Source organism: Cellulomonas sp. 73-92 (genome assembly GCF_001898175.1).
Taxonomy (GTDB): domain Bacteria; phylum Actinomycetota; class Actinomycetes; order Actinomycetales; family Cellulomonadaceae; genus Cellulomonas.
In genome coordinates this window covers 157,587-183,666 of sequence record NZ_MKTH01000014.1, presented here as the reverse complement: position 1 = coordinate 183,666, position 26,080 = coordinate 157,587, and the positions used below count along the sequence as shown (strand labels likewise).

At 73.6% G+C, this 26,080-nt stretch carries 23 protein-coding genes; 5 read left to right on the top strand and 18 right to left on the bottom strand.

Annotated elements, in window-relative coordinates; all coding sequences use genetic code 11:
- Positions 1-49 precede the first annotated feature (49 nt).
- Positions 50-2,296: an MMPL family transporter gene (locus tag BGO37_RS11120; protein ID WP_291754842.1), complete on the top strand. Its 2,247-nt coding sequence runs from the start codon at positions 50-52 to the stop codon at positions 2,294-2,296.
- Between the two features lie 219 nt (positions 2,297-2,515).
- On the opposite strand, the gene BGO37_RS11115 is transcribed toward BGO37_RS11120, so the two are convergent.
- The 3 genes from BGO37_RS11115 to BGO37_RS11105 form a co-directional block, all read right to left on the bottom strand.
- Positions 2,516-3,268 (bottom strand): GNAT family N-acetyltransferase, encoded by a 753-nt coding sequence (locus BGO37_RS11115; protein ID WP_291754838.1) that lies wholly within the window; start codon positions 3,266-3,268, stop codon positions 2,516-2,518.
- A complete protein-coding gene (gene aspS / locus BGO37_RS11110; RefSeq protein WP_291754836.1) occupies positions 3,265-5,034 on the bottom strand; it encodes an aspartate--tRNA ligase in 1,770 nt (589 codons plus the stop codon). Before aspS ends, BGO37_RS11115 begins: the two co-directional genes overlap by 4 nt.
- Positions 5,035-5,116: 82 nt before the next feature.
- Entirely contained in the window at positions 5,117-5,824 is a 708-nt protein-coding gene (locus BGO37_RS11105; RefSeq protein ID WP_291754834.1) for an MBL fold metallo-hydrolase, read from the bottom strand.
- A gap of 153 nt (positions 5,825-5,977) precedes the next feature.
- Between BGO37_RS11105 and BGO37_RS11100 the strand changes: the two genes are divergently transcribed.
- From BGO37_RS11100 to BGO37_RS11090, 3 genes are all read left to right on the top strand, one after another.
- Positions 5,978-6,766, top strand: coding sequence for a peptidylprolyl isomerase (locus tag BGO37_RS11100; RefSeq protein ID WP_291754831.1), 789 nt, complete (start codon positions 5,978-5,980; stop codon positions 6,764-6,766).
- Positions 6,763-8,649, top strand: a complete 1,887-nt coding sequence (locus BGO37_RS11095) for a DUF349 domain-containing protein (RefSeq protein WP_291754828.1) — start codon at positions 6,763-6,765, stop codon at positions 8,647-8,649. The genes BGO37_RS11100 and BGO37_RS11095 overlap by 4 nt, the downstream gene beginning before the upstream one ends.
- Positions 8,650-8,843: 194 nt before the next feature.
- Positions 8,844-9,452 carry a hypothetical protein gene (locus BGO37_RS11090; RefSeq protein ID WP_291754825.1) on the top strand — a complete coding sequence of 203 codons (609 nt, stop codon included), beginning with the start codon at positions 8,844-8,846 and terminating at the stop codon, positions 9,450-9,452.
- Here BGO37_RS11090 and BGO37_RS11085 read toward each other — a convergent pair.
- From BGO37_RS11085 to pdxT, 10 genes are all read right to left on the bottom strand, one after another.
- A complete protein-coding gene (locus BGO37_RS11085; protein WP_291754823.1) occupies positions 9,439-11,766 on the bottom strand; it encodes a bifunctional (p)ppGpp synthetase/guanosine-3',5'-bis(diphosphate) 3'-pyrophosphohydrolase in 2,328 nt (775 codons plus the stop codon). The two genes, BGO37_RS11090 and BGO37_RS11085, sit on opposite strands and share 14 nt — an antisense overlap.
- Before the next feature lie 174 nt (positions 11,767-11,940).
- Positions 11,941-12,483 carry an adenine phosphoribosyltransferase gene (locus BGO37_RS11080; protein WP_291754820.1) on the bottom strand — a complete coding sequence of 181 codons (543 nt, stop codon included), beginning with the start codon at positions 12,481-12,483 and terminating at the stop codon, positions 11,941-11,943.
- Positions 12,480-13,574 carry a protein translocase subunit SecF gene (gene secF / locus BGO37_RS11075; RefSeq protein ID WP_291754817.1) on the bottom strand — a complete coding sequence of 365 codons (1,095 nt, stop codon included), beginning with the start codon at positions 13,572-13,574 and terminating at the stop codon, positions 12,480-12,482. The genes BGO37_RS11080 and secF overlap by 4 nt, the downstream gene beginning before the upstream one ends.
- On the bottom strand, positions 13,574-15,511 hold the full coding sequence (gene secD / locus BGO37_RS11070) for a protein translocase subunit SecD (RefSeq protein WP_367188104.1): 1,938 nt from the start codon (positions 15,509-15,511) through the stop codon (positions 13,574-13,576). Before secD ends, secF begins: the two co-directional genes overlap by 1 nt.
- 82 nt (positions 15,512-15,593) lie before the next feature.
- Positions 15,594-16,016, bottom strand: coding sequence for a preprotein translocase subunit YajC (gene yajC, locus BGO37_RS11065; RefSeq protein ID WP_291754814.1), 423 nt, complete (start codon positions 16,014-16,016; stop codon positions 15,594-15,596).
- A 153-nt stretch (positions 16,017-16,169) separates the two neighbouring features.
- Entirely contained in the window at positions 16,170-17,234 is a 1,065-nt protein-coding gene (ruvB, locus tag BGO37_RS11060) for a Holliday junction branch migration DNA helicase RuvB (protein ID WP_291754811.1), read from the bottom strand.
- Complete coding sequence (gene ruvA / locus BGO37_RS11055; RefSeq protein WP_291754808.1) at positions 17,227-17,841, bottom strand: Holliday junction branch migration protein RuvA; 615 nt, start codon at positions 17,839-17,841, stop codon at positions 17,227-17,229. Before ruvA ends, ruvB begins: the two co-directional genes overlap by 8 nt.
- Positions 17,842-17,984: 143 nt before the next feature.
- Positions 17,985-18,551, bottom strand: coding sequence for a crossover junction endodeoxyribonuclease RuvC (ruvC, locus tag BGO37_RS11050; RefSeq protein ID WP_291754805.1), 567 nt, complete (start codon positions 18,549-18,551; stop codon positions 17,985-17,987).
- A 111-nt stretch (positions 18,552-18,662) separates the two neighbouring features.
- A complete protein-coding gene (locus tag BGO37_RS11045) occupies positions 18,663-19,421 on the bottom strand; it encodes a YebC/PmpR family DNA-binding transcriptional regulator (protein ID WP_291754803.1) in 759 nt (252 codons plus the stop codon).
- Positions 19,422-19,478: 57 nt separating this feature from the next.
- Complete coding sequence (gene pdxT / locus BGO37_RS11040) at positions 19,479-20,087, bottom strand: pyridoxal 5'-phosphate synthase glutaminase subunit PdxT (RefSeq protein ID WP_291754801.1); 609 nt, start codon at positions 20,085-20,087, stop codon at positions 19,479-19,481.
- Positions 20,088-20,175: 88 nt separating this feature from the next.
- Between pdxT and BGO37_RS11035 the strand changes: the two genes are divergently transcribed.
- On the top strand, positions 20,176-21,447 hold the full coding sequence (locus BGO37_RS11035) for an aminotransferase class V-fold PLP-dependent enzyme (RefSeq protein WP_291754799.1): 1,272 nt from the start codon (positions 20,176-20,178) through the stop codon (positions 21,445-21,447).
- Positions 21,448-21,463: 16 nt separating this feature from the next.
- Here the strand turns inward: BGO37_RS11035 and BGO37_RS11030 are convergent, their stop codons facing one another.
- The 5 genes from BGO37_RS11030 to BGO37_RS11010 all read right to left on the bottom strand — a co-directional run bounded on the left by BGO37_RS11030 (position 21,464) and on the right by BGO37_RS11010 (position 26,069).
- A complete protein-coding gene (locus tag BGO37_RS11030; protein ID WP_291754796.1) occupies positions 21,464-22,645 on the bottom strand; it encodes a pyridoxal phosphate-dependent aminotransferase in 1,182 nt (393 codons plus the stop codon).
- 46 nt (positions 22,646-22,691) lie between these two features.
- The gene (locus tag BGO37_RS11025; RefSeq protein ID WP_291754795.1) at positions 22,692-23,231 is read right to left on the bottom strand and encodes an NUDIX domain-containing protein; all 540 of its coding nucleotides are present in this window, start codon (positions 23,229-23,231) and stop codon (positions 22,692-22,694) included.
- 18 nt (positions 23,232-23,249) lie between these two features.
- Positions 23,250-24,158, bottom strand: coding sequence for a pyridoxal 5'-phosphate synthase lyase subunit PdxS (gene pdxS / locus BGO37_RS11020; protein WP_291754793.1), 909 nt, complete (start codon positions 24,156-24,158; stop codon positions 23,250-23,252).
- Positions 24,159-24,237: 79 nt separating this feature from the next.
- The gene (locus tag BGO37_RS11015) at positions 24,238-24,885 is read right to left on the bottom strand and encodes a hypothetical protein (RefSeq protein ID WP_291754791.1); all 648 of its coding nucleotides are present in this window, start codon (positions 24,883-24,885) and stop codon (positions 24,238-24,240) included.
- Positions 24,882-26,069: a glycosyltransferase family 4 protein gene (locus tag BGO37_RS11010; protein ID WP_291755201.1), complete on the bottom strand. Its 1,188-nt coding sequence runs from the start codon at positions 26,067-26,069 to the stop codon at positions 24,882-24,884. The genes BGO37_RS11015 and BGO37_RS11010 overlap by 4 nt, the downstream gene beginning before the upstream one ends.
- Positions 26,070-26,080 lie beyond the last annotated feature (11 nt).

The following is a 26,080-nucleotide window of genomic DNA, read 5'->3' as shown; positions in this document are numbered from 1 at the left end:
CAGGAAAGTGACGAAGTGGGTGCGCGGCGAGGACGCGGAGACTGCAACGATGATCGGCGTGTTCGCGCGACTCGGCCGGGTGATCGGCCGCCACCCCCGGCTCACCGTCCTCGTCTGGCTCCTGCTCGCCGTGGTGGGCTACGGGGTGGCCGGGCTGGGGATCCACGGCGGCCAGTCGGTGTTCGACAGGGTGACGTCGGGCGCTCCGGACGTGCCCGGGTCGCAGAGCAAGGCCGCCGACGACCTGCTCGGACGCATCGACCAGAGCGGTGCGTCGCTGACGCTGGTGCTGACGGGCGTGGACCCGGTCTCGGCCGGGGTCGCGGCCGCGATGCCCCCGATCCGCCGTGACCTCGCCGCCGTGCCCGGCGTCGTGTCGGTCGTCGACCCGCTCGCCCTGCCCGGTGGCCCGACGAACCCGGCGGCGGCGCCGCTGGTCGCGCGCGACGGGCACGGGTTCCTCGTCGTCGTCGGGCTGGACCCGAACCTCGCCGACGGCCCCCAGCAGACCGCTCTGGACGCCGTGCACTCCCTCCTCCAGGCGGCGCCGGCGCGGCTGACGGAGGCAGCGCCGGGTGCCACCGGGATCGTGGGCGGGACGTCGCTCATCGTCTCCGACATCCACGGGCAGGTGGAGCGGGACCTGCGCACCGGTGAGGCGGTCGCCCTGCCGATCGCGCTGGTCGCGATGATCTTCGTCTTCGGCGGCTTCCTGGCGGCCGGCATGCCGATGGCTGGCGCCCTGGCGTCGATCGGGGTCGGCCTGGCGGCGGTGCTCGGCATGACGTACCTCATGGACGTCGACGCCTCGACGCTCGACGTCATCACGGCCCTCGGCATCGGCCTGTCCATCGACTACGGGCTGCTCGTCGTCTCGCGGTTCCGGGAGGAGATCCACCGGCTCGTCGACCGGGACGGCGGCGCGGCCACCCGGCGGCGCCGCGGCGACGGCGCCGTCGCGACGGCGATCGAACGGACGCTGGCGACCGCCGGCCGCACGGTCACCTTCTCGGCCGTCACCGTGGCCATCTCGATCGCGGGCCTGCTCGTGTTCAGCCCGCCGATCCTGCGGTCCATCGGCGCCGCGGCCGTCGCGATCGTCGTGGTCGCCCTGGCCACCGCCCTGACCCTGGTGCCCGCGCTCCTCGTCTGGACCGGGCGGCGGCTGTCCCGGCCCAGCCCGCTGCTCCGCGTGCCCGGCCTGCGCCGGGTCATGGCCCGGACGTCGGACGTGGACTCCACGGAGGGGTTCTTCTCGCGGCTCACCGCGCGGGTGCAGCGGCGGCCGTGGTGGGTCATCGGCGGCTGCATCCTCGTCCTCGGCGTCATCGCCCTGCCCGTGCGGCACATGGAGCTGCGCAACTCCGGCGCCGAGCTGCTGCCGGCCGGGAGCAGCCAGCGCGCGTTCATCGACGCGATCGCGGCGAACTACCCCGCCGCCCAGGCCGCCGCCGTCACCGTCGTCGCGGAGACCTCGCTCACCTCCGCCAAGGCCTGGGCGACGCAGCTCGGCGCGCTGCACGACGTCGCCACCGTCGACCCGCCCCGTGCCGCCGGCTCCTACGTCGTCATCGGCGTGCGACCCGACTCGACCGACGCCGGTGGGAAGGTCGCACGATCCGTCGTCACCGAGGTCCGCGCGCTCGACCCAGGCTTCCCGACCTGGGTCACCGGGCAGGCGGCACACTCCGTCGACTTCATGGCGGCGCTGACCGAGCGCGTGTGGTGGGTGGTCGGGATCGTCTCGCTCGCCACGCTCGTGCTGCTCTTCTTCATGACCGGGTCGGTGCTGATCCCGATCAAGGCCCTGCTCACCAACGCGCTGTCGCTGGCGGCGGCCATGGGCGTGCTCGTCTGGGGCTTCCAGGACGCACACCTGTCGGGGCTGCTCGACTTCATCCCCGTCGGGGGCATCGAGTCCTACGTGGTCGCCCTGGTGCTCGCGTTCGCGTTCGGCCTGGCGATGGACTACGAGGTGTTCCTGCTGTCCCGCGTGAAGGAGCTGCACGACGCCGGGCACCCGACCGACGAGGCGGTCCGGCTCGGCCTGCAGCGCTCCGGCCGGGTGATCACGTCGGCCGCGGCGATCATCATCGTGGTCTTCGCCGGGTTCGTCGCCGGCCGGCTCCTGATCATCAAGGAGGTCGGGTTCGCGCTGGCGGTGGCGGTCTTCGTCGACGCCTCCCTCGTCCGGTGCCTGCTGGTGCCGGCGACGATGACGGTGCTGGGCCGGTGGAACTGGTGGGCGCCGGCGCCGCTCAAGCGGCTCTACGAGCGGTCGGCGATCATCCACTGACCGCCGACCCGCCGGACGAGCAGCCACGGCGCGCGGGTGGGGGCACCCCTCCGGCAGCGAGCGCCCAGCTTCTCGCCGAGACCGTGCGTTGCGGACGTCGGAAGGGCCGGTCTCGGCGACGAAGTGGGCGCTCGGCGGGCAAGGGATGGGCGCCCGGCGCGCGCGGGATGGGCGCCCGGCGCGCGCGGGATGGGCGCTCGGCGGGCGAGGGACGGGCGGCTAGCGCGGACGGTACGAGCGGCCCTGGTGGTCGGTGCGGAAGCCGAGGCGGCGGTAGATGCGCAGGGCCGGCTCGTTCGCCGCCCACACGCCGAGGGACACCCACTCGGCGCCGGCCGCGAGCCCCTCGGCCGTGGCCGCGACGAGGAGCGCCGTGCCGAGGCCACCCCGCCGTCCCTCGGGCCGCACGCCCAGGCCGTGCAGGTGCCACGAGAAGCCGTCCTCGGCGGCCGCACCGCGGCGGCCGGCACCGATGACGCCAAGGAGCCGGCCGCCCGAGCGGACGCCCCACCAGCCGGCCTCGTGCGGGTTCGTCGGGTCGGACTCACTGGTGGGGTTCGACTCGCGCAGGCAGTCGAGGATCGCCGGCAGGTCGGCCGCCAGGTCGAGGCGCTCGACGCGCTCGGTGCCGGGCACGTCGCCGATCGTCGTCGTGGACATCCAGTCCCAGCCCGGCAGCGGGTCGACGCGCAACGCCGCGCACACGTCGGCCGGCAGGTCGGTCGCGCGCGGCAGGGACATCCACCGCAGCGGTGCGCGCAGCTCGCCCGCGGCGACGAGGTCGGACACGATCCCGGCCGCGCGGCCGTCCGGGCCGTGGCCGACGACCGACAGCCCGGCGTCACCGTCGACGAGCACGACGATGCCGTCGTCGTCCCCGAGCACGCGCGCCCGGTCCAGCAGGCGGCGTTCGCTGAGGACCACCCGATCGGCCCGCCACCGCGGCGGGAGCGCCTCGAGCGCTGCCGTCACTCCCCCGCCGCCGGCTTGGGCTTGTAGTCCACCCCGGCCTCGCGGCGCTGCGCCGCCGTGATCGGCGCCGGCGCGCCCGTCAGCGGGTCGTACCCGGCGCCTGACTTCGGGAACGCGATGACGTCGCGGATCGACTCGGCCTTGGTCAGCAGCGCCACGATCCGGTCCCAGCCGAACGCGATCCCGCCGTGCGGCGGCGCGCCGAACTGGAAGGCGTCGAGCAGGAAGCCGAACTTCTCCTGCGCCTCGGCCGGGCCGATGCCCATGACGCCGAACACGCGCTCCTGCACGTCGCGGCGGTGGATACGGATGGAGCCGCCGCCGATCTCGTTGCCGTTGCAGACGATGTCGTAGGCGTACGCCAGCGCGTTGCCCGGGTCGTGCTCGAACCGGTCGATCCACTCCGGCGTCGGCGACGTGAAGGCGTGGTGCACGGCGGTCCAGGCGCTGGTGCCGAGCGCGACGTCGTCGTCCTCGCCGGTCGGCTTGAACAGCGGCGCGTCGACGATCCACACGAACGACCATTGGTCGTCGTCGATCAGCCCGCCGCGGCGGCCGATCTCCAGCCGGGCCGCGCCGAGCAGCGCGCGCGCCTCCGACGCCTTCCCGGCGGCGAAGAAGACGGCATCGCCGGGCTGCGCACCGACCGTCGCCGCCAGGCGCGCCCGCTCGTCGTCCGAGATGTTCTTGGCGACCGGTCCGGCGAGCTCGCCGTCGTCGCCGATCGTCACGTACGCGAGCCCCTTGGCGCCGCGCTGCTTCGCCCACTCCTGCCAGGCGTCGAAGCCGCGTCGCGGTGTCGAGGCGCCGCCGGGCTGCACCACGGCGCCGACGTACGGCGCCTGGAACACGCGGAACGGGGTGTCCTGGAAGTACTCGGTCAGGTCGGTCAGCTCCAGACCGAACCGCAGGTCCGGCTTGTCCGAGCCGTACCGCGCCATCGCGTCCGCGAAGGTCATGCGGCGGATTGGCGTCTCGATCCGGTGCCCGACGAGGTCCCAGAGGGCCACCAGCACGTCCTCGGCGACCGCGATGACGTCGTCCTGCTCGACGAAGCTCATCTCGACGTCGAGCTGCGTGAACTCCGGCTGCCGGTCGGCGCGGAAATCCTCGTCGCGGTAGCAGCGGGCGATCTGGTAGTAGCGCTCCATGCCGGCGACCATGAGGAGCTGCTTGAACAGCTGCGGCGACTGCGGCAGCGCGTACCAGGAGCCAGGCGACAGGCGCGCCGGCACCAGGAAGTCGCGGGCGCCCTCCGGCGTCGAGTGCGTGAGGGTCGGCGTCTCGATCTCGACGAACCCGTGGTCGTCGAGCACGCGGCGGGCGGCCTGGCTCACCTTGGCGCGCAGCCGCAGCGCGTGCGCGGGCGCGGGGCGGCGCAGGTCGAGGTACCGGTAGCGCAGCCGGACCTCCTCGCCCGGCGTCTCGTCGACCGCCGACGACACCTGGAACGGCAGCGGCGCGGCCTCGTTGAGGGTCACGACGTCCTTGGCGATGACCTCGATCTCGCCGGTGGGCAGGTGCGGGTTCTCGTTGCCCTCGGGCCGGCGGGTCACCTCGCCGGTCACCTGCAGCACGAACTCGCTGCGCAGCGCGTGGGCCACCGCCTCGTCGTGGACGACGACCTGGGCGATGCCCGAGGCGTCCCGCAGGTCGACGAAGGCCACGCCCCCGTGGTCGCGCCGCCGATCCACCCACCCGGTGAGGGTGACGGTGGTGCCGATGTGCTCGGCGCGCAGCGAGCCGGCGGTATGGGTGCGCAGCACGGAAGGTCCTTCGTTCGTCGTCGTCGTGGGCGCCAAGGCGCCCGACGATCCTACTGGCCGGGCCGGAGCGCCCTGGCGGCCGTCAGCCGAGGTACGGGTTGTGCCGCAGCTCCTTCGACAGGAGGGTCGCCGGCCCGTGGCCCGGCAGCAGGCGCGCGTCGTGCGGCAGGTGCTCCACCACCTCGCGCAGCGTCCGCGACATGACGAGGTCGTCGCCGCCGGGCAGGTCGGTGCGGCCGATGGTGCCGGCGAAGACGACGTCCCCGGTCAGTGCGACCGGGCCGTCCAGCAGGAAGATCGTCGACCCCTCGGTGTGCCCGGGGGCGTGCCGAGCCACGACGGTCACGCCGTCGAGGTCGAGGACCTCGTCGGCCGAGCGGCCGTCCGGGCCCGGGGTGCCGCCGAAGGTGACCACCTGAGCCGGCGGCGCGTACGCCGCCGGGTCGAGGCCGGCAAGCCGGAGCACCTGGGCCAGCGCGCCCTCGCCGCCGGGCGGTGCGTCCCCGAGCACGCCGAGCGTGCCGAACGGGTCGTCGAGGCGGTAGGCGTCCGCGGCATGGATGAGCAGCGGCACGCCGAGCCGCGCGGTGAGCGGGCCGGCGTCCCAGGTGTGGTCCGCGTGGCCGTGGGTGGCCAGCACCGCGACGATCCGCAGCCCCCGCTCGTCGGCCACCCGGAGCACCTCGGCGCCGACGCCGGCACCCGCGTCGACGACGACGGCGACGCCGCCGGCCGCGGCGATGGTGCAGCGTGCGCCGAGCACGCGGGACGTGATCTCGACGATCTCCACGTGCCGCACGGTAGTCGCCAGCGACGGCGGCGGCTGGCTCGCCGACGAGTCCCGGGCACAGTGGTGGCCGACCCACCCGCGCTGCCTAGACTGTGCCGGGCGTGCGCACCCGCAGGTCGCCGACCTCGCGCGCGCGCCCGACGAGGAGAGGGTGTGTCCAGCAAGCGCGAGCGGGAGTACGAACGGCGCCGGATCGAGAAGTGGCAGGAGCGCCAGGCGAAGGCCAGGGCGGCCCGCCGCCGCCGGAACATCATCGGTGGCGCCATCGGCGGTGTCATCGTCGTGGTCGCGGCCATCGCCATCGCGGTCGCCGTCTCCGACAAGTCACCGGCCGCCTCGCCGACGAGCTCCCCGTCCGCCACCGCCTCGGCGACCGGTGCCGCGCTCGACCTGTCGCCACGCATCGGCAACGGTGGGAAGGTCCCCGACAAGTCGCTCGCGCAGAACCGCACCTGGACCACGACGATCACCACGAACCGCGGCACCATCGTCGCCACGCTCTACGGCGACAAGGCCCCGCAGGCGGTGGCGAACTTCGTCACGCTGGCCCAGGAGGGCTACTTCGACCAGACGAAGTGCCACCGGCTGGACACCTCGATCAAGGTGCTGCAGTGCGGCGACCCGACCGCCAGCGGCACGGGCGGCCCCGGCTACAGCTGGGGTCCCATCGAGAACGCGCCGGCCGACAACATGTACCCCAAGGGCACGCTCGCCATGGCGCGGGTCTCCGGGCAGGCGAGCTCGATGGGCAGCCAGTTCTTCATGGTGTACGGCGACACGACCATCGAGTCGGACAGCGCCGGCGGCTACACCGTCTTCGGCACGATCACGTCAGGCCTGGACGTGCTGCAGGCCATCGCCGACGAAGGGACGGTCGAGGTGAGCGGACAGTTCACCGCGCCCGTCCACGACGTCATCATCGAGGGAGTGAAGACCCAGTGACGGAGAACCCAGCCACGCCGGCCCAGCCCGACGCGCCCGAGCCCGCTGCGGTCACGCCCGACGAGGTGGACGCCCCCGAGACGGTCGCCGAGGTGACCCCGGTCGACGACCTGATCGAGATCGAGCCGGGGATGGACGAGCCCATCGAGATCGAGCCCGCGTTCGACGAGCCGGTCGCGATCGAGCAGGAGCTCGACGCGACGGCCGAACTGGCCCCGGCCGACGTCGAGGCGGAGGCCGTGGCGGAGGCCGAGGCGGGGGCCGAGGTGGAAGCCGAGGTGGAGGCCACGGTCGAGGCCACGGTCGAGGCCGAGGTCAGCGCCGCCGAGGTCGTGGCTGCGGCCGACGAGGTCGTGGCTGTGCCCGACGAGGTCGTGGCCGACGAGCTCGTTGTACAGGACGCCGCGGCCGAGGAGCCCGTCGCTCAGGAGGCGGTGCTCGACGAGCCCGCCACCTCGGTCGCCGCCGAGCAGCCCGCACCGGGGCCACGCCCGACACCGGCGCTGATCCGCCCTCGCCCGGTCCCCCCGGCCGGCGCGCCCGCCGCGCCCGTCACGGGTCAGGTCCCGGTGGTGCCGGCGGCACCGACACTCCCGGCCCCGGCAGCACCGTTGGACCCCGCCGAGGTCGCCGCCGCGTCGGCGTTCGGCCGCGTCACCGAGGACGGCACCGTGCTCGTCCAGGACGGCGACGAGGAGCGCGAGGTCGGCCAGGTGCCCGGCGCCAGCGCCGACGACGCGATGGCGCTCTACGTGCGTCGCTTCATCGACCTGCAGGCGAAGGTGGTCCTGTTCGAGGCCCGTCTGGCGGCGACCGACCTGTCGGTCAAGGAGATCGACTCGACCATCGGGAAGCTCACGGAGGAGCTCGTCGCGCCGGCGGCCGTGGGCGACCTCGTCGGGCTCCGCGCCCGCCTCGACGGGCTCCGGGCCGTCGCCGCGGAGCGCCGGGCCGCGGCGGAGGCCGAGCGCGCCGCCGCGCGCCAGGCCGCGCAGGAGTCGCGCACCGCGATCGTGGAGCAGGCCGAGGCGATCGCCGCCACCGACCCGAGCCGCATCCAGTGGCGGCCCGCCGGCGAGCAGCTGCGGGCGCTCCTCGACCAGTGGAAGGACGCCCAGCGCAACGGGCCGCGGCTCGACCGCCCCACCGAGGAAGCGCTGTGGAAGCGGTTCAGCCACGCCCGCACCACGTTCGACCGTGAGCGCCGGCACTTCTTCGCCGAGCTCGAGAGTCGGAACGCCTCGGCCAAGAACGTCAAGGAGGCGCTGGTCCTGCAGGCCGAGAAGCTCGCCACCAGCACCGACTGGGCGGCGACCGCCGGCGCGTACCGCGACCTCATGGCCGAGTGGAAGGCCGCGGGCCGCGCCAGCCGCCCCGTCGACGACGCGCTCTGGGCGCGCTTCCGCGCGGCGCAGGACGCGTTCTTCGCGTCCCGCGACGCCGCGGCGGCCGCGACCGACGAGGAGTACGCGGCGAACCTCGTGGTCAAGGAGCGGCTCGCGGCCGAGGCCGAGACGCTGCTGCCGGTCCGCGACCTGGCCGCCGCGAAGGCGGCGCTCCGGTCGATCCAGGACCGGTGGGACGCTGCGGGCAAGGTGCCGCGCGGCGACCTGCAGCGCATCGAGGGTCGGCTGCGAGCGGTCGAGCAGGCCGTGCGCGACGCCGACGAGCACCAGTGGCGCCGCAGCAACCCGGAGACCCGCGCGCGGGCCGAGGGCATGGGCGCACAGCTCGAGCAGGCGATCGCCGGCCTCGAGGCGGACCTGGCCAAGGCCGAGGCGACGGGCGACCGTCGCAAGGCCGCCGAGGTCAAGGCCGCGCTCGACGCTCGACGCTCCTGGCTCGAGCAGGTCGAGCGCGCGGCCCGGGACGCCCGCGGCTGACGGTCGCTCCGACCGCCTCGCCGCGCTGTGGCTGATCGCCGGTCGGCGGGGCTGACGGCAGGCGACGCGGGAGCGCCGCCCTGGGCGGAGGTACAGCCGTGGGGCACCCGGCCGGCGGGCGTCTTCCGGCGTGGTGCGGCCTCGTCCACAGGCCGCGGCGCGCGCGTGCGGCCCGGCACGCCATGCTGCCCCACGTGTCGAACGCGCTGCTCCGGTACCGGGCGACCACCCTCGAGGTGGACCCGCTGGTGCGGCGTGACGAGCTGTCCGCGGCCGAGTGGACCGGGATGCTGCTGGATCGGGCTCGCGTACCGATCTGGGACGGCGTCGCGGTCCGCGCCGGGCAGGAGGTGACGGCCGGACTGCGGCTGGCGGCGTTGTCGGACCTGGTGCCGCAGCGCGGCGTCGTCGGGCGCGCCGCCGCCGCGTGGGTGCACGCGGGTGGCCCGCGCCCGACGAAGGTGGACGTCGTCGTCCCGCCGGGCGTGCGCCGCCCCGACCCGCACCCCTTGCGCCGCGCCGCGGAAGGGCCGCTGCCGGACGAGGACGTGCTCGACCTCGGTCCAGGGCGTGTGACGACGGTGCAGCGCACCGGCGTGGACGTCGCGCGCTTCGCCGCGCCCGGCGACGTCGTGCGCCTCCTGGTCGGGCTGCTCCCCCTTGGGTTCGACCCGCACGCCGCCCTGGCGGCGATGCGCGAGCTGCGGGGCGGGCGGGGCGTCCAGCGTGCCCGCACCCTCCTGGCGGAGCTGCAGGCCGTGCTTCCCCCGGCGCTGGACCGCGCCGAGCTCAGGCGCGGATGACCGGCTGGTCGGGGGTCTTGGCGCCGGTGATCCGGTAGACGTCGTAGACGCCCTCCACCCGACGCACCGCGGCGAGGACCGACGCCAGGTGGGACGGCTCGGCCATCTCGAAGACGAAGCGTGAGAGCGCCACCCGGTCCCGGTTGGTCGAGACCGTCGCCGACAGGATGTTGACGTGGTGGTCCGAGAGGACGCGGGTCACGTCGGACAGCAGGCGGGACCTGTCCAGGGCCTCGACCTGGATCTGCACGAGGAAGAGCTGCGACCCGGTGTGGCTCCACTCGACCTCGACCAGCCGCTCGGGCTGGCTCGCCTTGAGCCCCTGGAGGTTGGTGCAGTCGAGACGGTGCACGCTGACGCCGGCGCCCCGGGTGATGAACCCGACGATGCCGTCGCCGGGCACCGGCGTGCAGCACTTGGCCAGCTTGACCCAGACGTCCCCGACGCCCTTGACGACGACACCGGGGTCGCCCTGGCGCACGGTGCGCGCGGCGGGTCCGGGGCGCGTCGCCTCGGCGAGGTCCTCCTCGGCCGCCGGCACCCCGCCGAGCGACGCGACGAGCCGCTGCACCACCGTCGTGGCGGCGACCTGGTTCTCGCCGATCGCGCTGTACAGCGCGGTCACGTCGGCGTACCGCATCTCGGCGGCGAGAGCGACGAGGGCCTCGTGCGACAGCAGGCGCTGCAGCGGCAGGTGCTGCTTGCGCATCGCCTTGGCCAGCGCGTCCTTGCCGCGCTCGACGGCCTCCTCGCGGCGCTCCTTGGTGAACCACTGCCGGATCTTGTTGCGGGCGCGGGGGCTCTTGACGAAGCCCAGCCAGTCCCGGCTCGGCCCGGCCGTCTCCGACTTCGACGTGAACACGTCGACGACGTCGCCGTTCTCCAGCGCCGAGTCGAGCGGCACCAGGCGGCCGTTGACGCGCGCACCCATGGTGCGGTGGCCCACCTCGGTGTGCACCGCATAGGCGAAGTCGACGGGCGTGGACCCCTGGGGCAGCGCGATGACGTCGCCCTTCGGCGTGAACACGTAGACCTCGGAGCCGGCGATCTCGAACCGCAGCGAGTCGAGGAACTCGCTCGGGTCCGCCGTCTCCTTCTGCCAGTCGACGAGCTGGCGCAGCCAGCTCATGTCGTTGCCCTGGCTGTCGGTGACCGCCGGCTGGGTGCTGCCGCCCTTCGCGTTCTCCTTGTACTTCCAGTGCGCCGCAACGCCGTACTCGGCCCGCCGGTGCATCTCGTGCGTCCGGATCTGGATCTCGACGGGCTTGCCGCCAGGCCCGATCACGGTCGTGTGCAGCGACTGGTAGAGGTTGAACTTCGGCATCGCGATGTAGTCCTTGAACCGGCCCGGGACCGGGTTCCATCGCGCGTGCAGCGCGCCGAGCGCCGCGTAGCAGTCACGGACGGTGTCGACCAGCACCCGTACGCCGACCAGGTCGTAGATATCGGCGAAGTCGCGGCCGCGCACGATCATCTTCTGGTAGATCGAGTAGTAGTGCTTCGGCCGACCGGTGACCGTCGCCTTGATCTTCGCGGCACGCAGGTCGGCGCCGACCTGCTCGCGGACCGTGGACAGGTACTCCTCGCGCGCCGGCGCGCGCTCCGCCACCAGGTGGACGATCTCGTCGTACACCTTCGGGTAGAGCGTCGCGAAGCTGAGGTCCTCCAGCTCCCACTTGATGGTGTTCATGCCGAGCCGGTGGGCCAGCGGCGCGTAGATCTCCAGCGTCTCGCGGGCCTTGCGCTCGGCCGACTCCGACGAGACGAACTTCCACGTCCGGGCGTTGTGGAGCCGGTCGGCCAGCTTGATGACGAGGACGCGGATGTCGTGCGACATCGCGACGACCATCTTGCGCACGGTCTCCGCCTGCGCCGCGTCGCCGTACTGGACCTTGTCCAGCTTGGTCACGCCGTCGACCAGCATCGCGACCTCGGGGCCGAAGTCGTGGCGCAGCTGGTCCAGGGAGTAGGCGGTGTCCTCGACGGTGTCGTGCAGCAGCGCCGCCGCCAGCACCGAGGCCGACATCCCGAGCTCGGCGAGGATCGTCGCCACCGCGACCGGGTGCGTGATGTAGGGATCGCCGCTCTTGCGCAGCTGCCCCCGGTGCGCGCGCTCGGCCACGACGTACGCCTGCTCGAGCACCGACAGGTCGGCCTTCGGGAAGTGCTCGCGCGCGGCCTGCATCACCGGCTCGAGCGCCGGGAACGCGGCCGACGAGCGGCCGCCGAACCGCGCCAGGCGAGCACGCACGCGCGCGGCCGACGTGGCCTCCGTCGGGGTCTCGACGCGCGGGCTGACGGACTGGTCGGTCATCGTCGTCACCCCTCTCGCGGTCCGCGGGCCCGGACACCATCCCGGGCACCGACTGGGAACGCCCCGGCGGGCCGCGCCATTCCGCACCCGCGCCGCACGATCGCCGCACCGTCCCGGCTCCCCTGCGGACGTCGGTCCTGGTCGGCCCTGTCCTGGGAGTCTACGACCGGCAGGTCAGGGCAACGTCAGCAGCGTGTCGACCGGGACACCCGGCACGCGGTCGCGCCCGTGCAGGCCCACCAGCTCCGCCAGCACGGCGATGCCGACGACGTGGGCCCCGCAGTCCTCGAACAGCTTGAGCGTCGCGGCCGCCGTGCCTCCGGTCGCCAGGACGTCGTCGACCACCAGGACACGCGAACCCTCGGGCACCGTGAACGGCTGCACCTCGAGCGTCGCCGTGCCGTACTCGAGGTCGTACGTCTCCGCGATCGTCGGCCCGGGCAGCTTGCCCGCCTTGCGGACGAGCACCACGCCCGCGCCGAGGGCGACGGCGATCGGCGCCGCGAGCAGGAAGCCGCGCGACTCCATGCCCGCCACCAGGTCGACCGGCCCGGGGGCGTCCGCCGCCAGGACCGCGACGAGGTCCGCGAACGCCGGCCCGTCGGCCAGCACCGTGGTGATGTCCCGGAAGAGGACGCCGGGCTCGGGGTAGTCGGGGACCTCGCGCAGCAGCTCGGTGACGCGAGCGGTGACCGCGGCGCGATCCGGGACGTTCACTTGCGGCGACGCTTCGGCTGCGCGGCCACACCCTGGTGGGCGCCCGGGTGCAGCGGGCCGACGAACGTCGTGGCGGCCGCACCGGCCGGGACCGGCTCACCGTCGACGACTGCACCGCCCGTCCGGCCGGCCAGCACGCGCTTGCGGAGGGCGACCATCTCCGGCTCGCGCTCGCGCAGCACGACCTCCAGCGGCGTGGCCAGGAAGATCGACGAGTACGCACCGACGAGCATGCCGACGAACAGCGCCAGGGCGATGTCCCGCAGGGTGCCGGCGCCGAGGACGAACGCGCCGATGAAGAGGATGCCGGCCACCGGGAGGAGCGCGACGACCGAGGTGTTGATCGACCGGACGAGCGTCTGGTTGACGGCGAGGTTCGCCTTCTCGGAGTACGTGTACCGGCTCTGGTGGATCACCCCGTCGGTGTTCTCACGCACCTTGTCGAACACGACGACCGTGTCGTAGATCGAGTACCCGAGGATCGTCAGGAACCCGATGACGGTCGCGGGCGTGACCTCCCAGCCGACGGCCGCGTACACCCCCGCCGTGATGAGGATGTCGTGGAAGAGGGCGACGATCGCCGACACGGCCATCCGCCAGTTCCGGAAGTACAGCGTCATGACGACCGCGACGAGCACGAGGAAGACGACGAGGCCGGTGACGGCCTTCTTCGAGACGTCCGCGCCCCAGGTCGGGCCGATGAACGTGCTGGTGACGTTGTTGACGGAGACGCCGTACGCCTTCGCCAACCCTTCCCGCACCTGCTCGACCTCGGTGTTGGCCAGCTGACGCGTCTGCACCCGCAGCGAGTCGGTGCCCATGTTGGTGACGAGGGCCACCTCCTGGCTGTCGATCGCGGCGACGACGTCGACGGCCTTCTGCTGGTCGCGGTTGGCCGCGCCGGTGACGACGAACTCCGAGCCGCCCCGGAACTCGATGCCGGGGTTCAGGCCGGGCGCGAAGAGCAGGACGATCGCCGCGAGCACCAGGACGCCGGAGACGGTGAACCACCAGCGACGGCGACCGACGATGTCGTACGACCGCTTGCCCGTGTAGAGGTCGTTGCCCCACTGGGCGAATCCGACGGCCATCAGTGCTCGTCCCCTTCGGTCGTCGTGCGCTCGTCGTGCGCGGACGAGGTGTCAGGTGGCGGCGGCGCGGTGGCGCCCGAGCGTCGTGCCGCGGCGCGCCGCTCGGCGATGGTCATACCGGGTGCGCCGACGACCGCGGGCTGCTTCGTCGGCCACGCCTTCGGGGTGGCCTCCTCCTCGGCGCCGGCCTTGCCCTTGGGGGTCACGACGACCCGGCCACGGCCCATGTACCGCACGCCCTCCACGCCGAGGCGGCGCGGGTCCAGGCCGGAGAGCCGATGGCCCTCGCCGAAGAACCGCAGCTTGGAGATGATCTCCATCATCGGGTGCGTGAAGAAGAACACGATGATCAGGTCGATGATCGTGGTCAGCCCGAGCGTGAACGCGAAGCCTCGGACGCTGCCGATCGCCAGCAGGTACAGCGCCGCGGCTGCCATGAAGTTGACCGCGTCGGACGCCAGGATGGTGCGCCGCGCACGGGCCCAGCCGTGCTCGACCGCCGCCGTCAGCGGCCGTCCGTCGCGCAGCTCGTCCCTGATCCGCTCGAAGTAGACGATGAACGAGTCCGCGGTGATGCCGATGGCCACGATCAGGCCGGCGACACCGGGCAGCGACAGCCGGTAGCCCTGCAGCCACGACAGCAACGTGATCACGAGGTACGTCATGATCGCGGCCAGGACCAGCGACGACACCGTCAGCAGACCCAGCACCCGGTACTGGATCAGCGAGTAGACGACGACGAGGATCAGGCCGATCAGGCCCGCCAGGAGCCCCTTCTGGAGCTGCTCGGAGCCGAGCGTCGCGGAGATCTGCTGCTGGCTCTCCACCTGGAAGCTCACCGGAAGCGAGCCGAACGACAGCTGGTTGGCCAGCGTCGCGGCGGACGTGCGGGTGAACGAGCCGGAGATGACGGCCTGGCCGTTGGGGATGACGTCCTGGACCGCCGGTGCGGACACGACGAGCCCGTCCAGGACGACGGCGAACTGGTCCAGCGGCGACTGGTTGTTCTTGTGGTAGCTGTACAGCCGCGTCGTGGTGGCCGCGAACTGCGTGGTGCCCTGGCCGTCGAACTTGAGGTTGACCACCCACGTGGTGCCGGTGGTGCCGTTCGGGAGGATGTTGAGGCCCGAGTTCGCGCCGGCGATGTGGCGCCCCTCGACCTCGACCGGGCCCAGGATGTACTTCGACAGCCCGTCCTGCGAGCAGGTGACGAAGGCCGCGTTCGCGGGCCCGTTGACGCCGCCCGTCAGGTTCTTCTGGTTGCTGCAGTCGAGGGCGTCGAACTGCTTCTGGACGTCGGGCGTCACGTAGTAGGCGACGTCGCTCGGGCTGCTCGGGCCGGCACCGGCGGCGGCCGAGGCGCTCGGGCTGGGCGTCGGCGTCGGGGCCGCGCTCGCCGCGCTGCTCGCGGCCGCGGTGGCCGTCGAGGTAGCGCTCGCCGCGGCGGCCGCACCGGAGGCGGTGGGCGCCGGCGTCGCCCCCGAGGTGTCGGTCGACGTCGGCGTCGGGGTCGGCGTCGGGGTGGTGCTGTAGCTCTGCTTGAGGACCGGACGGAACTCCATCTGGGCCGACGTGGTGACGAGCTTGACCGTCTCCGGGTCGGGCGTGCCCGGCAGGGAGACGACGATCTTCGCCGTCGAGCCGCTGCCCTGGCTGCTGATCTGGGCCTCGGCCACACCGGACGCGTCGATGCGCTGCCGGATGACGTTGATCGCCTGGGTGATCGTCGTCGAGGTCACCTGGCCGGAGGTCTGCGCCTCGGGGACCGGGGTGAGGATGATCTCGGTGCCGCCCTCGAGGTCGAGCGCGAGCTTGGGGGCCAGGGTCGCCTTGGACCACGTGATCCCCGCGGCGATCGCGGCTGCCATCACCACGATGACGACGCCCAAGGTGACGAGCGTGCGCACCGGACGGCGCCGGGTTGTCGGAGCAGCCAAGATCAGTTCTCTCTCGTGCACGCACCGGCGACGTCGTCACCGGTGGGATGGAGGGCCCGGGCGCGGTGCCCGGGCCGCGCGGTTACTTCGCTTCCTTGCCGGTCTCGTCGTCCTCGTCACCGGACGCGGTGCCGTGCGACGGGTCGAGGGACGAGATGTCGTCCGGCACCTCGACGTCATCACCCTCGTAGTAGTCGTCGTCCGCCTGGTCGTCCGCCTCGTCGTCGACGTCGGCGACCTCGGTGGTCGGCTCGATGAGCTTGGCGATGGCCGCGCGGATCCAGCGGCTGCGGCTGCCCGGGCCGGACTCGAGGGTGATGTTGTCGCCCTCGACCTCGACGACGGTGCCGAGCATCCCGGAGTGCGTCATGACCTCGTCGCCGGGCTTGAGGTTGTTCCGGAACTCCTGCGCCTTCTGCTGCTGCTGGCGGGAGCGCCGGGACATGAACCACATGGCGCCGAGCAGCACGATGAGGATTGCCCAGATGATGGTGTTGCTGCCCATGGCGAGGTGCCGTCTCCTGACGTGTCGATGTGCCCGACGCAGTCTAGGCGTACGGACCGGTCGCTCCAACGCCCGAGGTCCCTGCTCGGTTCCCCTGTGTGGGACACCGCGTGGGACACCGCGTGAGACCCCGCGTGAGACGCCGCGTGGCGTTCACCCGAAGAGCGTGTCCTGCGGCGCCGGGGCCACCAGGCCCAGGTGGGTCCAGGCCGCGGGGAGCGCCACCCGGCCGCGCGGGGTGCGCCCGACGAGGCCCTCGCGCACGAGGAACGGCTCCGCGACCGTCTCGACGGTCTCGGGCTCCTCCCCCACGGCCACCGCCAACGTGGTCAGGCCGACGGGCCCGCCACCGAACCGCGTGCACAGCGCCTCCAGCACGGCACGGTCGAGGCGGTCGAGGCCGCGGGCGTCGACCTCGAACACCTCGAGCGCGCGGCGTGCGGCGCCGAGGTCCAGCCGGCCGTCGCCCTTGACCTCAGCCCAGTCGCGCACGCGGCGCAGCAGGCGGTTCGCGATCCGGGGCGTGCCGCGCGACCGCGAGGCGATCTCGGCGGCGGCGGCGGCCTCCAGCTCCACCCCCAGGAGACCGGCGGAGCGGACGAGCACCCGCTCGAGCTCGTCGGACGCGTAGAAGTCCAGGTGGCCGGTGAAGCCGAACCGGTCGCGCAGCGGGGCCGGCAGCAGGCCGGCCCGCGTGGTCGCGCCGACGACCGTGAACGGCGGCAGCGTCAGCGGGATCGCGCTCGCCCCCGCGCCCTTGCCGACGACGACGTCGACCCGGAAGTCCTCCATCGCCACGTAGAGCAGCTCCTCGGCCGGCCGAGCCAGCCGGTGGATCTCGTCGAGGAACAGCACCTCGCCCTCCTCGAGCGAGGACAGCACCGCCGCCAGGTCGCCGGCGTGCTGGATCGCCGGCCCGCTGGTGACGCGCAGGGACGTGCCGAGCTCGGCCGCGATGATCATCGCGAGGGTCGTCTTGCCCAGACCCGGCGGGCCGGACAGCAGCACGTGGTCCGGCGGCCGGTTGCGCCGGGCGGCGGCCTGCAGGACCAGCGAGAGCTGCTCGCGCACCACGCGCTGGCCGACGAACTCGGCGAGACGGCGCGGCCGCAGCGCGGCCTCCGCGGCGCGCTCGAGGTCGTCGGCGGACGGCCGGACCAGGCTCTCGGCACCGAACCGCTCGGTGACGACCGCCTCGTCGTCCTCGAGCTCAGCCACGGGCACCGCCCAGCGTCCGCAGCGCCGCGCGCAGCAGGCCGGCGACCTCGCCGGCGCCCACGGGCTCCGTGCTGCCCTCCAGGACGGTCGTGACGGCCTCCTGGGCGGTCCTCGCCTGCCAGCCGAGCCCGACCAGCGCCTCCACGACCTGGTCCCGGTGGTCGCCCACCGCCGCGACCGGGGCGCGCCCCCCTGCCGCCGGGGCCGGCGCACCGAGCCGGTCACCCAGCTCGAGCACGATGCGCTGCGCGCCCTTGCGCCCGATGCCCGGGACGCGCTGGAGGGCGCCGTAGTCCTCGTCGGCCACCGCGCGGCGCAGCCCGTCGGGGCTGTGCACCGCGAGCATCGCCAGGGCGAGGCGCGGGCCGACGCCGGAGACGGTCTGGACGATCTCGAAGACCTCGCGCTCGTCGGCCTCGGCGAAGCCGAAGAGCGTCAGGGAGTCCTCCCGCACGACGAGCGACGTGTGCAACGTGGCGCGCTGCCCCACGCGGAGCCCGGCCAGCGTGGCGGGCGTCGCCTGGACGAGCATGCCGACCCCGCCGACCTCGACGACTGCCGCGTCCAGCCGCACCGCCTGCACCGTCCCGGTGACCGACGCGATCACGATGCCCTCCCGAATGCCATGCGGGCATGTTCGCACACGTGTACGACACCCGTGCACCCCGACACTCCACCACCCCAACCTCCATTTTCCTGAAGTTCTCGTCGCGAATCGCAACCGAAACGTCAGGAAAATGAAGGTTGGGGTCAGGTGCGCCGGCGGGCCGCCTGCTCCGCGGCCGCCCATGCGCGCTGGGCGGGCGTCAGCGCGCCGGGCGGGCGTTGCGGCGCGCTGATCGCGCCTTGCGGGCGCCAGAGGTGGCAGATCGCCAGCGCGAGGGCGTCGGCGGCATCGGCGGGCTTCGGCCGTTCTTCCAGCCCGAGCAGGCGCGCCACCATCGCCTGCACCTGCGCCTTGTCGGCGCGGCCGTTCCCGGTAACGGCGGCCTTCACCTCCGACGGCGTGTGCACGGCGACCGGGATGCGCCGCCGCGCGGCCGCGACCAGCGCGAGCCCGGCGACCTGAGCCGTGCCCATGACGGTGCTGACGTTGTGCTGCGCGAACACCCGCTCGATGGCGACGGTGTCCGGCGCGTGCTCCTCGAGCGCCTCCTCCAGGCGGCGCTCGATCGCCAGCAGCCGCTGGTCGACGTCGGCGTCGGCGTCCGAACGCGCGACACCGAACCACACGGCCTGCAGCCGATGGCCCGGCAGCGCGTCGACGACGCCCAGCCCGCACCTGGTCAGGCCGGGATCGACCCCAAGGACGCGCATGCCGCCAGTCTCACGACCTCTGGAGAAGAGTGGAGCCGTTCGACCTCGTGCGACGGCGTGTCGCGGTCGATCGGCTCCACCGGACGTCAATCGGCTCCACCTGAGGAGTGGCTACTCCTCCTCGTCGAGCTGCGCCATGACCTCGTCGGACGCGTCGAAGTTCGTGAAGACGTTCTGCACGTCGTCCGAGTCCTCGAGGGCGTCGATGAGGCGCAGGATCTTGCGCGCGCCGTCGAGGTCGACCTCGATCTGCGTCGCGGGGTAGAAGACGACGTCGGCCGAGTCGTACTCGATCCCGGCCTCCTGCAGGGCCTTGCGGACCGGCACCAGGTCGGTGGCCTCGGTGAGCACCTCGAAGGACTCGCCCTCGTCGGTGACCTCCTCGCCACCCGCGTCGAGCACCGCCTCCATCACGGCGTCCTCGCTCGTGCCCTCCTTGGGCACGACGATGACGCCCTTGCGGGAGAAGAGGTACGAGACGGATCCGGGGTCGGCCATCGAGCCGCCGTTGCGGGTGAAGGCCACCCGCACGTCCGAGGCCGCACGGTTGCGGTTGTCCGTCAGGCACTCGACCAGCACGGCGATCCCGCCGGAGCCGTAGCCCTCGTACATGATCGTCTGGTAGTCGGCGCCGCCGGCCTCCTGGCCGGAGCCGCGCTTGACGGCGCGGTCGATGTTCTCGTTGGGGACCGAGGTCTTCTTCGCCTTCTGGATGGCGTCGAACAGCGTCGGGTTGCCGGCGGGGTCACCTCCACCCGTGCGGGCGGCCACCTCGATGTTCTTGATCAGCTTGGCGAACAGCTTGCCGCGCTTGGCGTCGATGGCCGCCTTCTTGTGCTTCGTGGTGGCCCACTTGGAGTGACCCGACATGCCTCGCTGCTCCTCGGTCCTGGATCCGCGTTGTGGTGCTCGTCCTGCGCGGCGCTGCTACCGGCTCTCGCGCACGATGTCGACGAACAGACGGTGCACCCGCGTGTCGCCGGTCACCTCCGGATGGAAGGACGTGACGAGCAACGGCCCCTGACGCACCGCCACGATCCTACCGGCGGCCGGCCCACCTTCCACGCGGGCGAGCACCTCGGCGGCGTCGCCCACCTGCTCGACCCACGGCGCGCGGATGAAGACGGCGTGCACCGTGCCCGCGATGCCGGCGATGTCGAGGTCCGTCTCGAACGAGTCGACCTGGCGGCCGAACGCGTTGCGGCGCACGGTCATGTCGATCCCGCCGAGGGTCTGCTGCCCCTCGATCGCGCCGATGAGGCGGTCCGCGAGCAGGATCATCCCCGCGCAGGAACCGTAGGCGGGCATCCCCGCGCGGAGGCGCTCCCGCACCGGCTCGACCAGGTCGAACGCGCGCAGCAGCTTGTCGATCGTCGTCGACTCGCCGCCGGGGATGACGAGTGCGTCGACCGCCTCCAGCTCACGCGCACGGCGCACCCCGACCGCCTCGGCGCCGACCGCCCGGAGCGCGGCGAGGTGCTCACGCACGTCGCCCTGGAGCGCGAGCACGCCGACGGTCGGGACGGTGGGGGTCATGGCCGAGGAGTCTAGGCGGGGCGCGGAAGGGCCCCGCCCTCCCGGGCGATCGGGGCCTGCCCGACGACCGTGCCGATACGCTCCGGCGATGGCCCCTCACCTCGGGCAGGGCGCCCGCCGAACCCTCCGGTCCGCAGCCCTCCGGCTGGACGAAGCCCACGCCTCGACCGACCTGCGCGAGCGGTTCCTCCTGCCGCCCGGCGTCGTCTACCTCGACGGCAACTCGCTCGGCGCGCTGCCGGTCGCGGTGCCCGCGGCGCTCGAGCGGGTCGTGCACGACGAGTGGGGCCGCGGCCTGATCACGTCGTGGAACGCCGCCGGCTGGTGGGAGGCCCCGACCCGGGTCGGGGACGCCGTGGGGCGGCTGATCGGCGCCGCCCCCGGGCAGGTCGTCGTCGGCGACACCACCACGGTGCGGCTCTACCAGGCGCTGCGCGGGGCGGCGTCGCTGCGCCCGGACGCGCGCGTCCTCGTGACCGACCCCGGCTCGTTCCCCACCGACCTCTACGTGGCGCACGGCGTGGCAGCCGAGGCGGGCTGGCGGGTCGAGCTCGCGGACCCGGACCAGATGCCGGCGCTCCTCGACCGGCTGAGCGCCGATGGTGATCCGGTCGCCGCGGTGGCGTTCTCGCACGTCGACTACCGCACCGGCCGGCTCTGGGACCTGGCCGGCCTCGTCGCGGCGGCCCATCGCGCCGGGGCGCTCGCGATCGCCGACCTGTGCCACTCGGCCGGCGCGATCCCGGTCGGGCTCGACGAGGCCGGCGTGGACCTCGCGGTCGGCTGCAGCTACAAGTACCTCAACGGTGGACCGGGCTCGCCCGCCTACCTGTACGTGGCCTCCCGGCACCAGTCGGTGTTCGTCAACCCGATCCCCGGGTGGCAGGGCCACGCCCGGCCGTTCGACATGGCCGGCACGTACGAGCCGGCGGACGGCGTCGCCCGCGCCCGGACGGGCACCGCGCCGATGCTGTCGCTGCTCACCCTCGAGGCCGCGCTCACCGCGTTCGACGGTGTGGACGTCGTCGCCGTGCGCGCCCGCTCGTCCTCGCTGACGGGCTTCCTGCGCCGCTGCCTGGAGCTGCTCGTGCCGGGCCTGGACGTGGTGTCGCCGGCGGCGGACGACCGGCGCGGGTCGCAGGTCTGCGTGCGCGACCAGCACGCGTACGGGATCGTCCAGGCGCTGGTCGCGCGCGGTGTCGTCGGGGACTTCCGCGCCCCCGACATCGTCCGGCTGGGCGTCGCGGCGCCCTACCTGACGCACGCCGACATGCTGACCGCCGCAGAGGCCTACGCCGACGTGCTGGCCGCGGGCGAGCACCTCGACGCGCGGTTCGCCCGGCGCTCGACCGTCACCTGACGAGCCGCCGACCCGCTCAGCCGGCGAAGGCCTCCGCGCGCCCCGCACGGGCGGCGACGACCTCGTCGGCCAGCCGGGCCAGGCCCTCGAGCAGGACGGGACGCGCGGCCGCCAGGCTGACCCGGACGCGGCCGGCGGCCTGCAGGCCGAACGTCGCCCCGGGGGCGACCGCGACGTGGCGGCTCGCCAGGAGGCGCTGGGCGAAGCCGTCGGTGTCGTCGTCCTCCACGTCCACGAGCAGGTAGAACGCACCCTCCGGCCGGGTGAACCCGAGGCCGCGGGCCGCCAGCAGGTCGGTCGCGGCGTCCCGCCGTTCGCGGTAGGACGCCACGGCGACGTCGACGCCGTCCTGCGGCCCGGTCAGCGCGGCCAGCGCACCCACCTGTCCCACCGTCGACGGGCACGCGACGAGCGCCTCCGAGAGGTGGCCCAGGACCTCGAGCAGCTCGTGCGAGCCGGTGGCCACCCAGCCGATGCGCCACCCGGTCATGCCGTACGTCTTGGAGACGCTGCCGACGACGACGACGCGACCGTCGGTGTCGAACGCGGCGGGCGAGACGAACGGGACGCCGAACGTGATGGCCTCGTAGCACTCGTCGGACAGGAGCCACAGGTCGTGGCGGCGGGCGATCTCGACGAGCTGGGCGAGCACCGCCGCGGGGTACACCGCCCCGGTCGGGTTGTCCGGGGAGCAGACGAGCAGCGCGCGCGTGCGCGGCGTGATCGCGGCCGCCACCTCCGCGGCCACCGGCACGTAGCCGTGCTCCGGCCGGGTCGGGTACGTGCGCACGGTGGCGCCGGCCGCCGTCGCGGCCATCGCCCAGTTGGGGAACGCCGGGTCCGGCACGAGCACCTCGTCGCCCGGGCCGAGGACGGCCTGGAACGTCATGGCCAGCCCGTGCATCGCCCCGTGCGTCACCACGACGTCGTCGGGGCTCGTCGCGCGCCCCGAACGCGCGGTGACCCGGTCCGCCACGGCGGCCCGCAGCGCGGGCAGGCCCGTGCTGGAGGTGTAGCCCGTGCGCCCGGCTCGCCCGGCGGCCGCCGCGGCCTCGACGACGTGCGCCGCGACGCCCTGGTCCGGCTCGCCGATCTCCAGGTGCAGCGCGTCGGGGTCGCGCAGCGCGAGGTCCATGAGCGTGCGGATGCCGCTGCGCGGCACGCGGAGGGCGGGTGACGTCGGCGCGGGGACAGGCACGCCGTGGATGTTACCGGTCAGTACGTTTCGCGCTTCGGGGCGTCCGTCAGGTCTCGCGCGCCAGCCCCAGGTTCCGGGTCACGCCGTCCCAGCCGGGCAGCAGCGAGCGCACGAGGGCCGGCAGCCCCGCGGGGAACACCTCGATGCCGACGGCCTCGAGGGCGTCGACCTGCCACCACCGCAGCTCGTCGAGCACGTCGGCCTCGACGTCGGTCCAGTCGTCGTGCGAGAGCGGGGGCAGCGTCGCCGAGTCCACGCGTGCGACGAAGATCTCCTCGTCCTGCCTGCACAGCCGGGCGAAGAAGTCGAACAGCGCCTGCCGCGTGCAGACCGGGCCGACGAGGTCGCCCTCCACCAGCGCGATGCCCGTCTCCTCGCGGAGCTCGCGGACCGCCGCCTGCCGGGGCGTCTCCCCCGCGTCGATGCCGCCGCCGACGGTGAACCACCACGACCGCTCGGGCTGGTCCACGTCGTGCCCGCGCACCAGGAGCACGCGGTCCGCCTCGTCGAGCAGGATGACGCGGGCCGCGCGCCGGTACGGGATGCCGTCCGGCCCCGGCACCCAGTCGGGTCCCAGCTCGGCCATGTCAGCGGGAGGCTGCGCTCACCAGCCGCGCTCGGCGAGCCGGTGCGACACCGGGACGTCGTCGACGTTGATGCCGACCATCGCCTCGCCGAGCCCGCGCGACACCTTGGCGATGACGTCGGGGTCGTCGTAGAAGGTCGTCGCCTTGACGATCGCCGCCGCGCGCTGCGCCGGGTTGCCCGACTTGAAGATGCCGGAGCCGACGAAGACGCCCTCGGCGCCGAGTTGCATCATCATCGCGGCGTCCGCGGGCGTCGCGATGCCGCCCGCGGTGAAGAGCACCACGGGCAGCTTGCCGGCCTTCGCGACCTCTGCCACCAGCTCGTACGGCGCCTGCAGCTCCTTGGCGGCGAGGAAGAGCTCGTCCTCCGGGAGCGAGGTCAGCCGGCGGATCTCGTCGCGGATCTGCCGCATGTGCGTGGTCGCGTTGGAGACGTCGCCCGTCCCCGCCTCGCCCTTGGAGCGGATCATCGCGGCGCCCTCGGTGATGCGCCGCAGCGCCTCGCCCAGGTTGGTGGCGCCGCACACGAACGGCACGGTGAAGGCCCACTTGTCGATGTGGTGGGCGTAGTCGGCCGGGGTCAGCACCTCGGACTCGTCGATGTAGTCGACGCCGAGCGACTGCAGCACCTGCGCCTCGACGAAGTGACCGATGCGCGCCTTGGCCATCACCGGGATGGAGACCGCCGCGATGATCCCGTCGATGAGGTCGGGGTCGCTCATGCGGGCGACGCCGCCCTGGGCCCGGATGTCGGCCGGCACGCGCTCGAGCGCCATGACGGCGACGGCGCCCGCGTCCTCGGCGATCTTCGCCTGCTCGGCGGTGACGACGTCCATGATCACGCCGCCCTTGAGCATCTCGGCCATGCCGCGCTTCACCCGGGCGGTGCCGACGACGCCGGCCGTGGTCTCGTTCTCGCTGGTCACGTGTGCCTCGCAGACGGAAGTGGAGGGGGATGTGCTCGTTCCATGCTAGCCGCGGCGGCCGAGCCCGGCCCGCAACGTCTCAGCCTCGGGGCAGCACGTGACGGAGGCCTTCGGGCCACTCGTCGTCGAGCTCGAACGTCACCGGCTCGGGGGCGCTGCCCGCCAGCCGGAGCAGGCGCACCAGCGGGGCGCGCCGGGCGCTGCGCGTCAGTGCCACGGCGTCGTTGTGGAACCGGCGTGCCAGCTGCATCCGGTACCAGGCGGCGGAGAGGTCGTCGAGCAGGGCGCCGCCGGCCTCGTCGGTGACCATGAGGGCCACCTCGTGGGGGTCGTCGAGCACCTCGCGCAGGGCCGCGGTCAGGTCGCTCTCGATCTGGCTGCGGTCGAGTCCGTCGAGGGTGACCCGGGACGGTGGCGGCTCGCCCTCGGCGAGCACGGTGCGCAGCTCACCCGCGGCGCCGGCGGGCCCGGGGTCGCCCCCGGCCGTGAGGGCGGCCCACGCGGCCTCGCCGACGACGATCGAGCTCGCCGGGTCGAGCGCGCCGCTCGTCGCGAGCTCGGCGGCGACGGTCGCCCGCCGCACCAGCTGCTGGTCGAGGACGCTCCGCGAGGCGTCGACGCGGCGGTGCAACCGGTCGAGCCGGCTCGCGTCCACCCACACGAACCACAGCACCAGCGCGAGGACCACGCCGACGACGAGGACGACCTCGGCCCAGCTCCAGCTCACCGGTTCTCCTTGCCCGCCCGCCGGCCGCGCGAGCCGCGCAGCGAGGACGGGTCCTCGCCGACGGGCGCGTTGTGCCCGGCGACCGCCATCTCGTACACGGCCAGCACCTGGTCGGTGACGCCGGGCCAGTCGTAGCGGCGTACGGCCTGCCGGCCGGCGGCCACCTTGTCGCGGCGCAGCCCGGGATCGTCCAGCACGCGCAGCAGGGTGGCCGCCAGGTCCGCGCTGTCGCCGGTGCGGAACAGCACCCCGGCCTGGCCCTCGTCGAGCACGCGCAAGAACGCGCCGAGGTCGCTGGCCACCACGGGAGTCCCGGCCGCCATCGCCTCGACGAGCACGATGCCGAACGACTCGCCGCCGGTCTGCGGCGCGCAGTAGACGTCCGCCGACGCGAGCAGGCGCGCCTTCTCCTCGTCGGACACCCCGCCGACGAACTCGACGGAGGAGGCCAGCGGGCCGAGAGCCTGCGCCGCCTCGTCGGCCCCGAAGTCGCCGCGGCCCGCGACGAGGAACCGGGCGCCGGGGATCCGCTGCAGCACCGCCGGCACGGCACCCAGCAGCACGGGCAGCCCCTTGCGGGGCTCGTCGAGCCGGCCGAGGAACGCGATGGTGGGCGCCTCGAGGGTGCCGGTCCAGCGCGCGTCCGGCTCGGCGCCCGCGAAGCGGTCGACGAAGACGCCGTTGGGGATGACGACGGCGTCGCCGCCCAGGTGCTCGACGAGCGTGCGGCGGGCGTCCTCCGACACCGCGATGCGCGCCGAGATCTTCTCGAGCGACTGGCGCACCAGGGGGTATGCCAGCTGGAGCGAACGCGACCGGTTCATCGACGAGTGGAACGTGCCGACGATGGGACCGTCGGCGATCCACATGGCGAGCATGCCGACGCTCGGCGTCACCGGCTCGTGCAGGTGGAGCACGTCGAACTGGCCGGCGGTCAGCCACTTGCGCACGCGCGCCGCCGTGACGGGCCCGAACGTCAGGCGGGCCACCGAGCCGTTGTAGTGCACCGGTACCGCGCGGCCGGCGGCGACGACGTAGTCGGGCAGCGGCGTGTCGTCCGCGGCGGGCGCGAGCACCGACACCTCGTGCCCGCGCTCCAGCAGCGACTCGGCCAGGTCGCGAACGTGGAACTGCACGCCCCCCGGCATGTCGAACGAGTACGGGCAGACGAGGCCCACCCGCAGGTGGTGGTGCC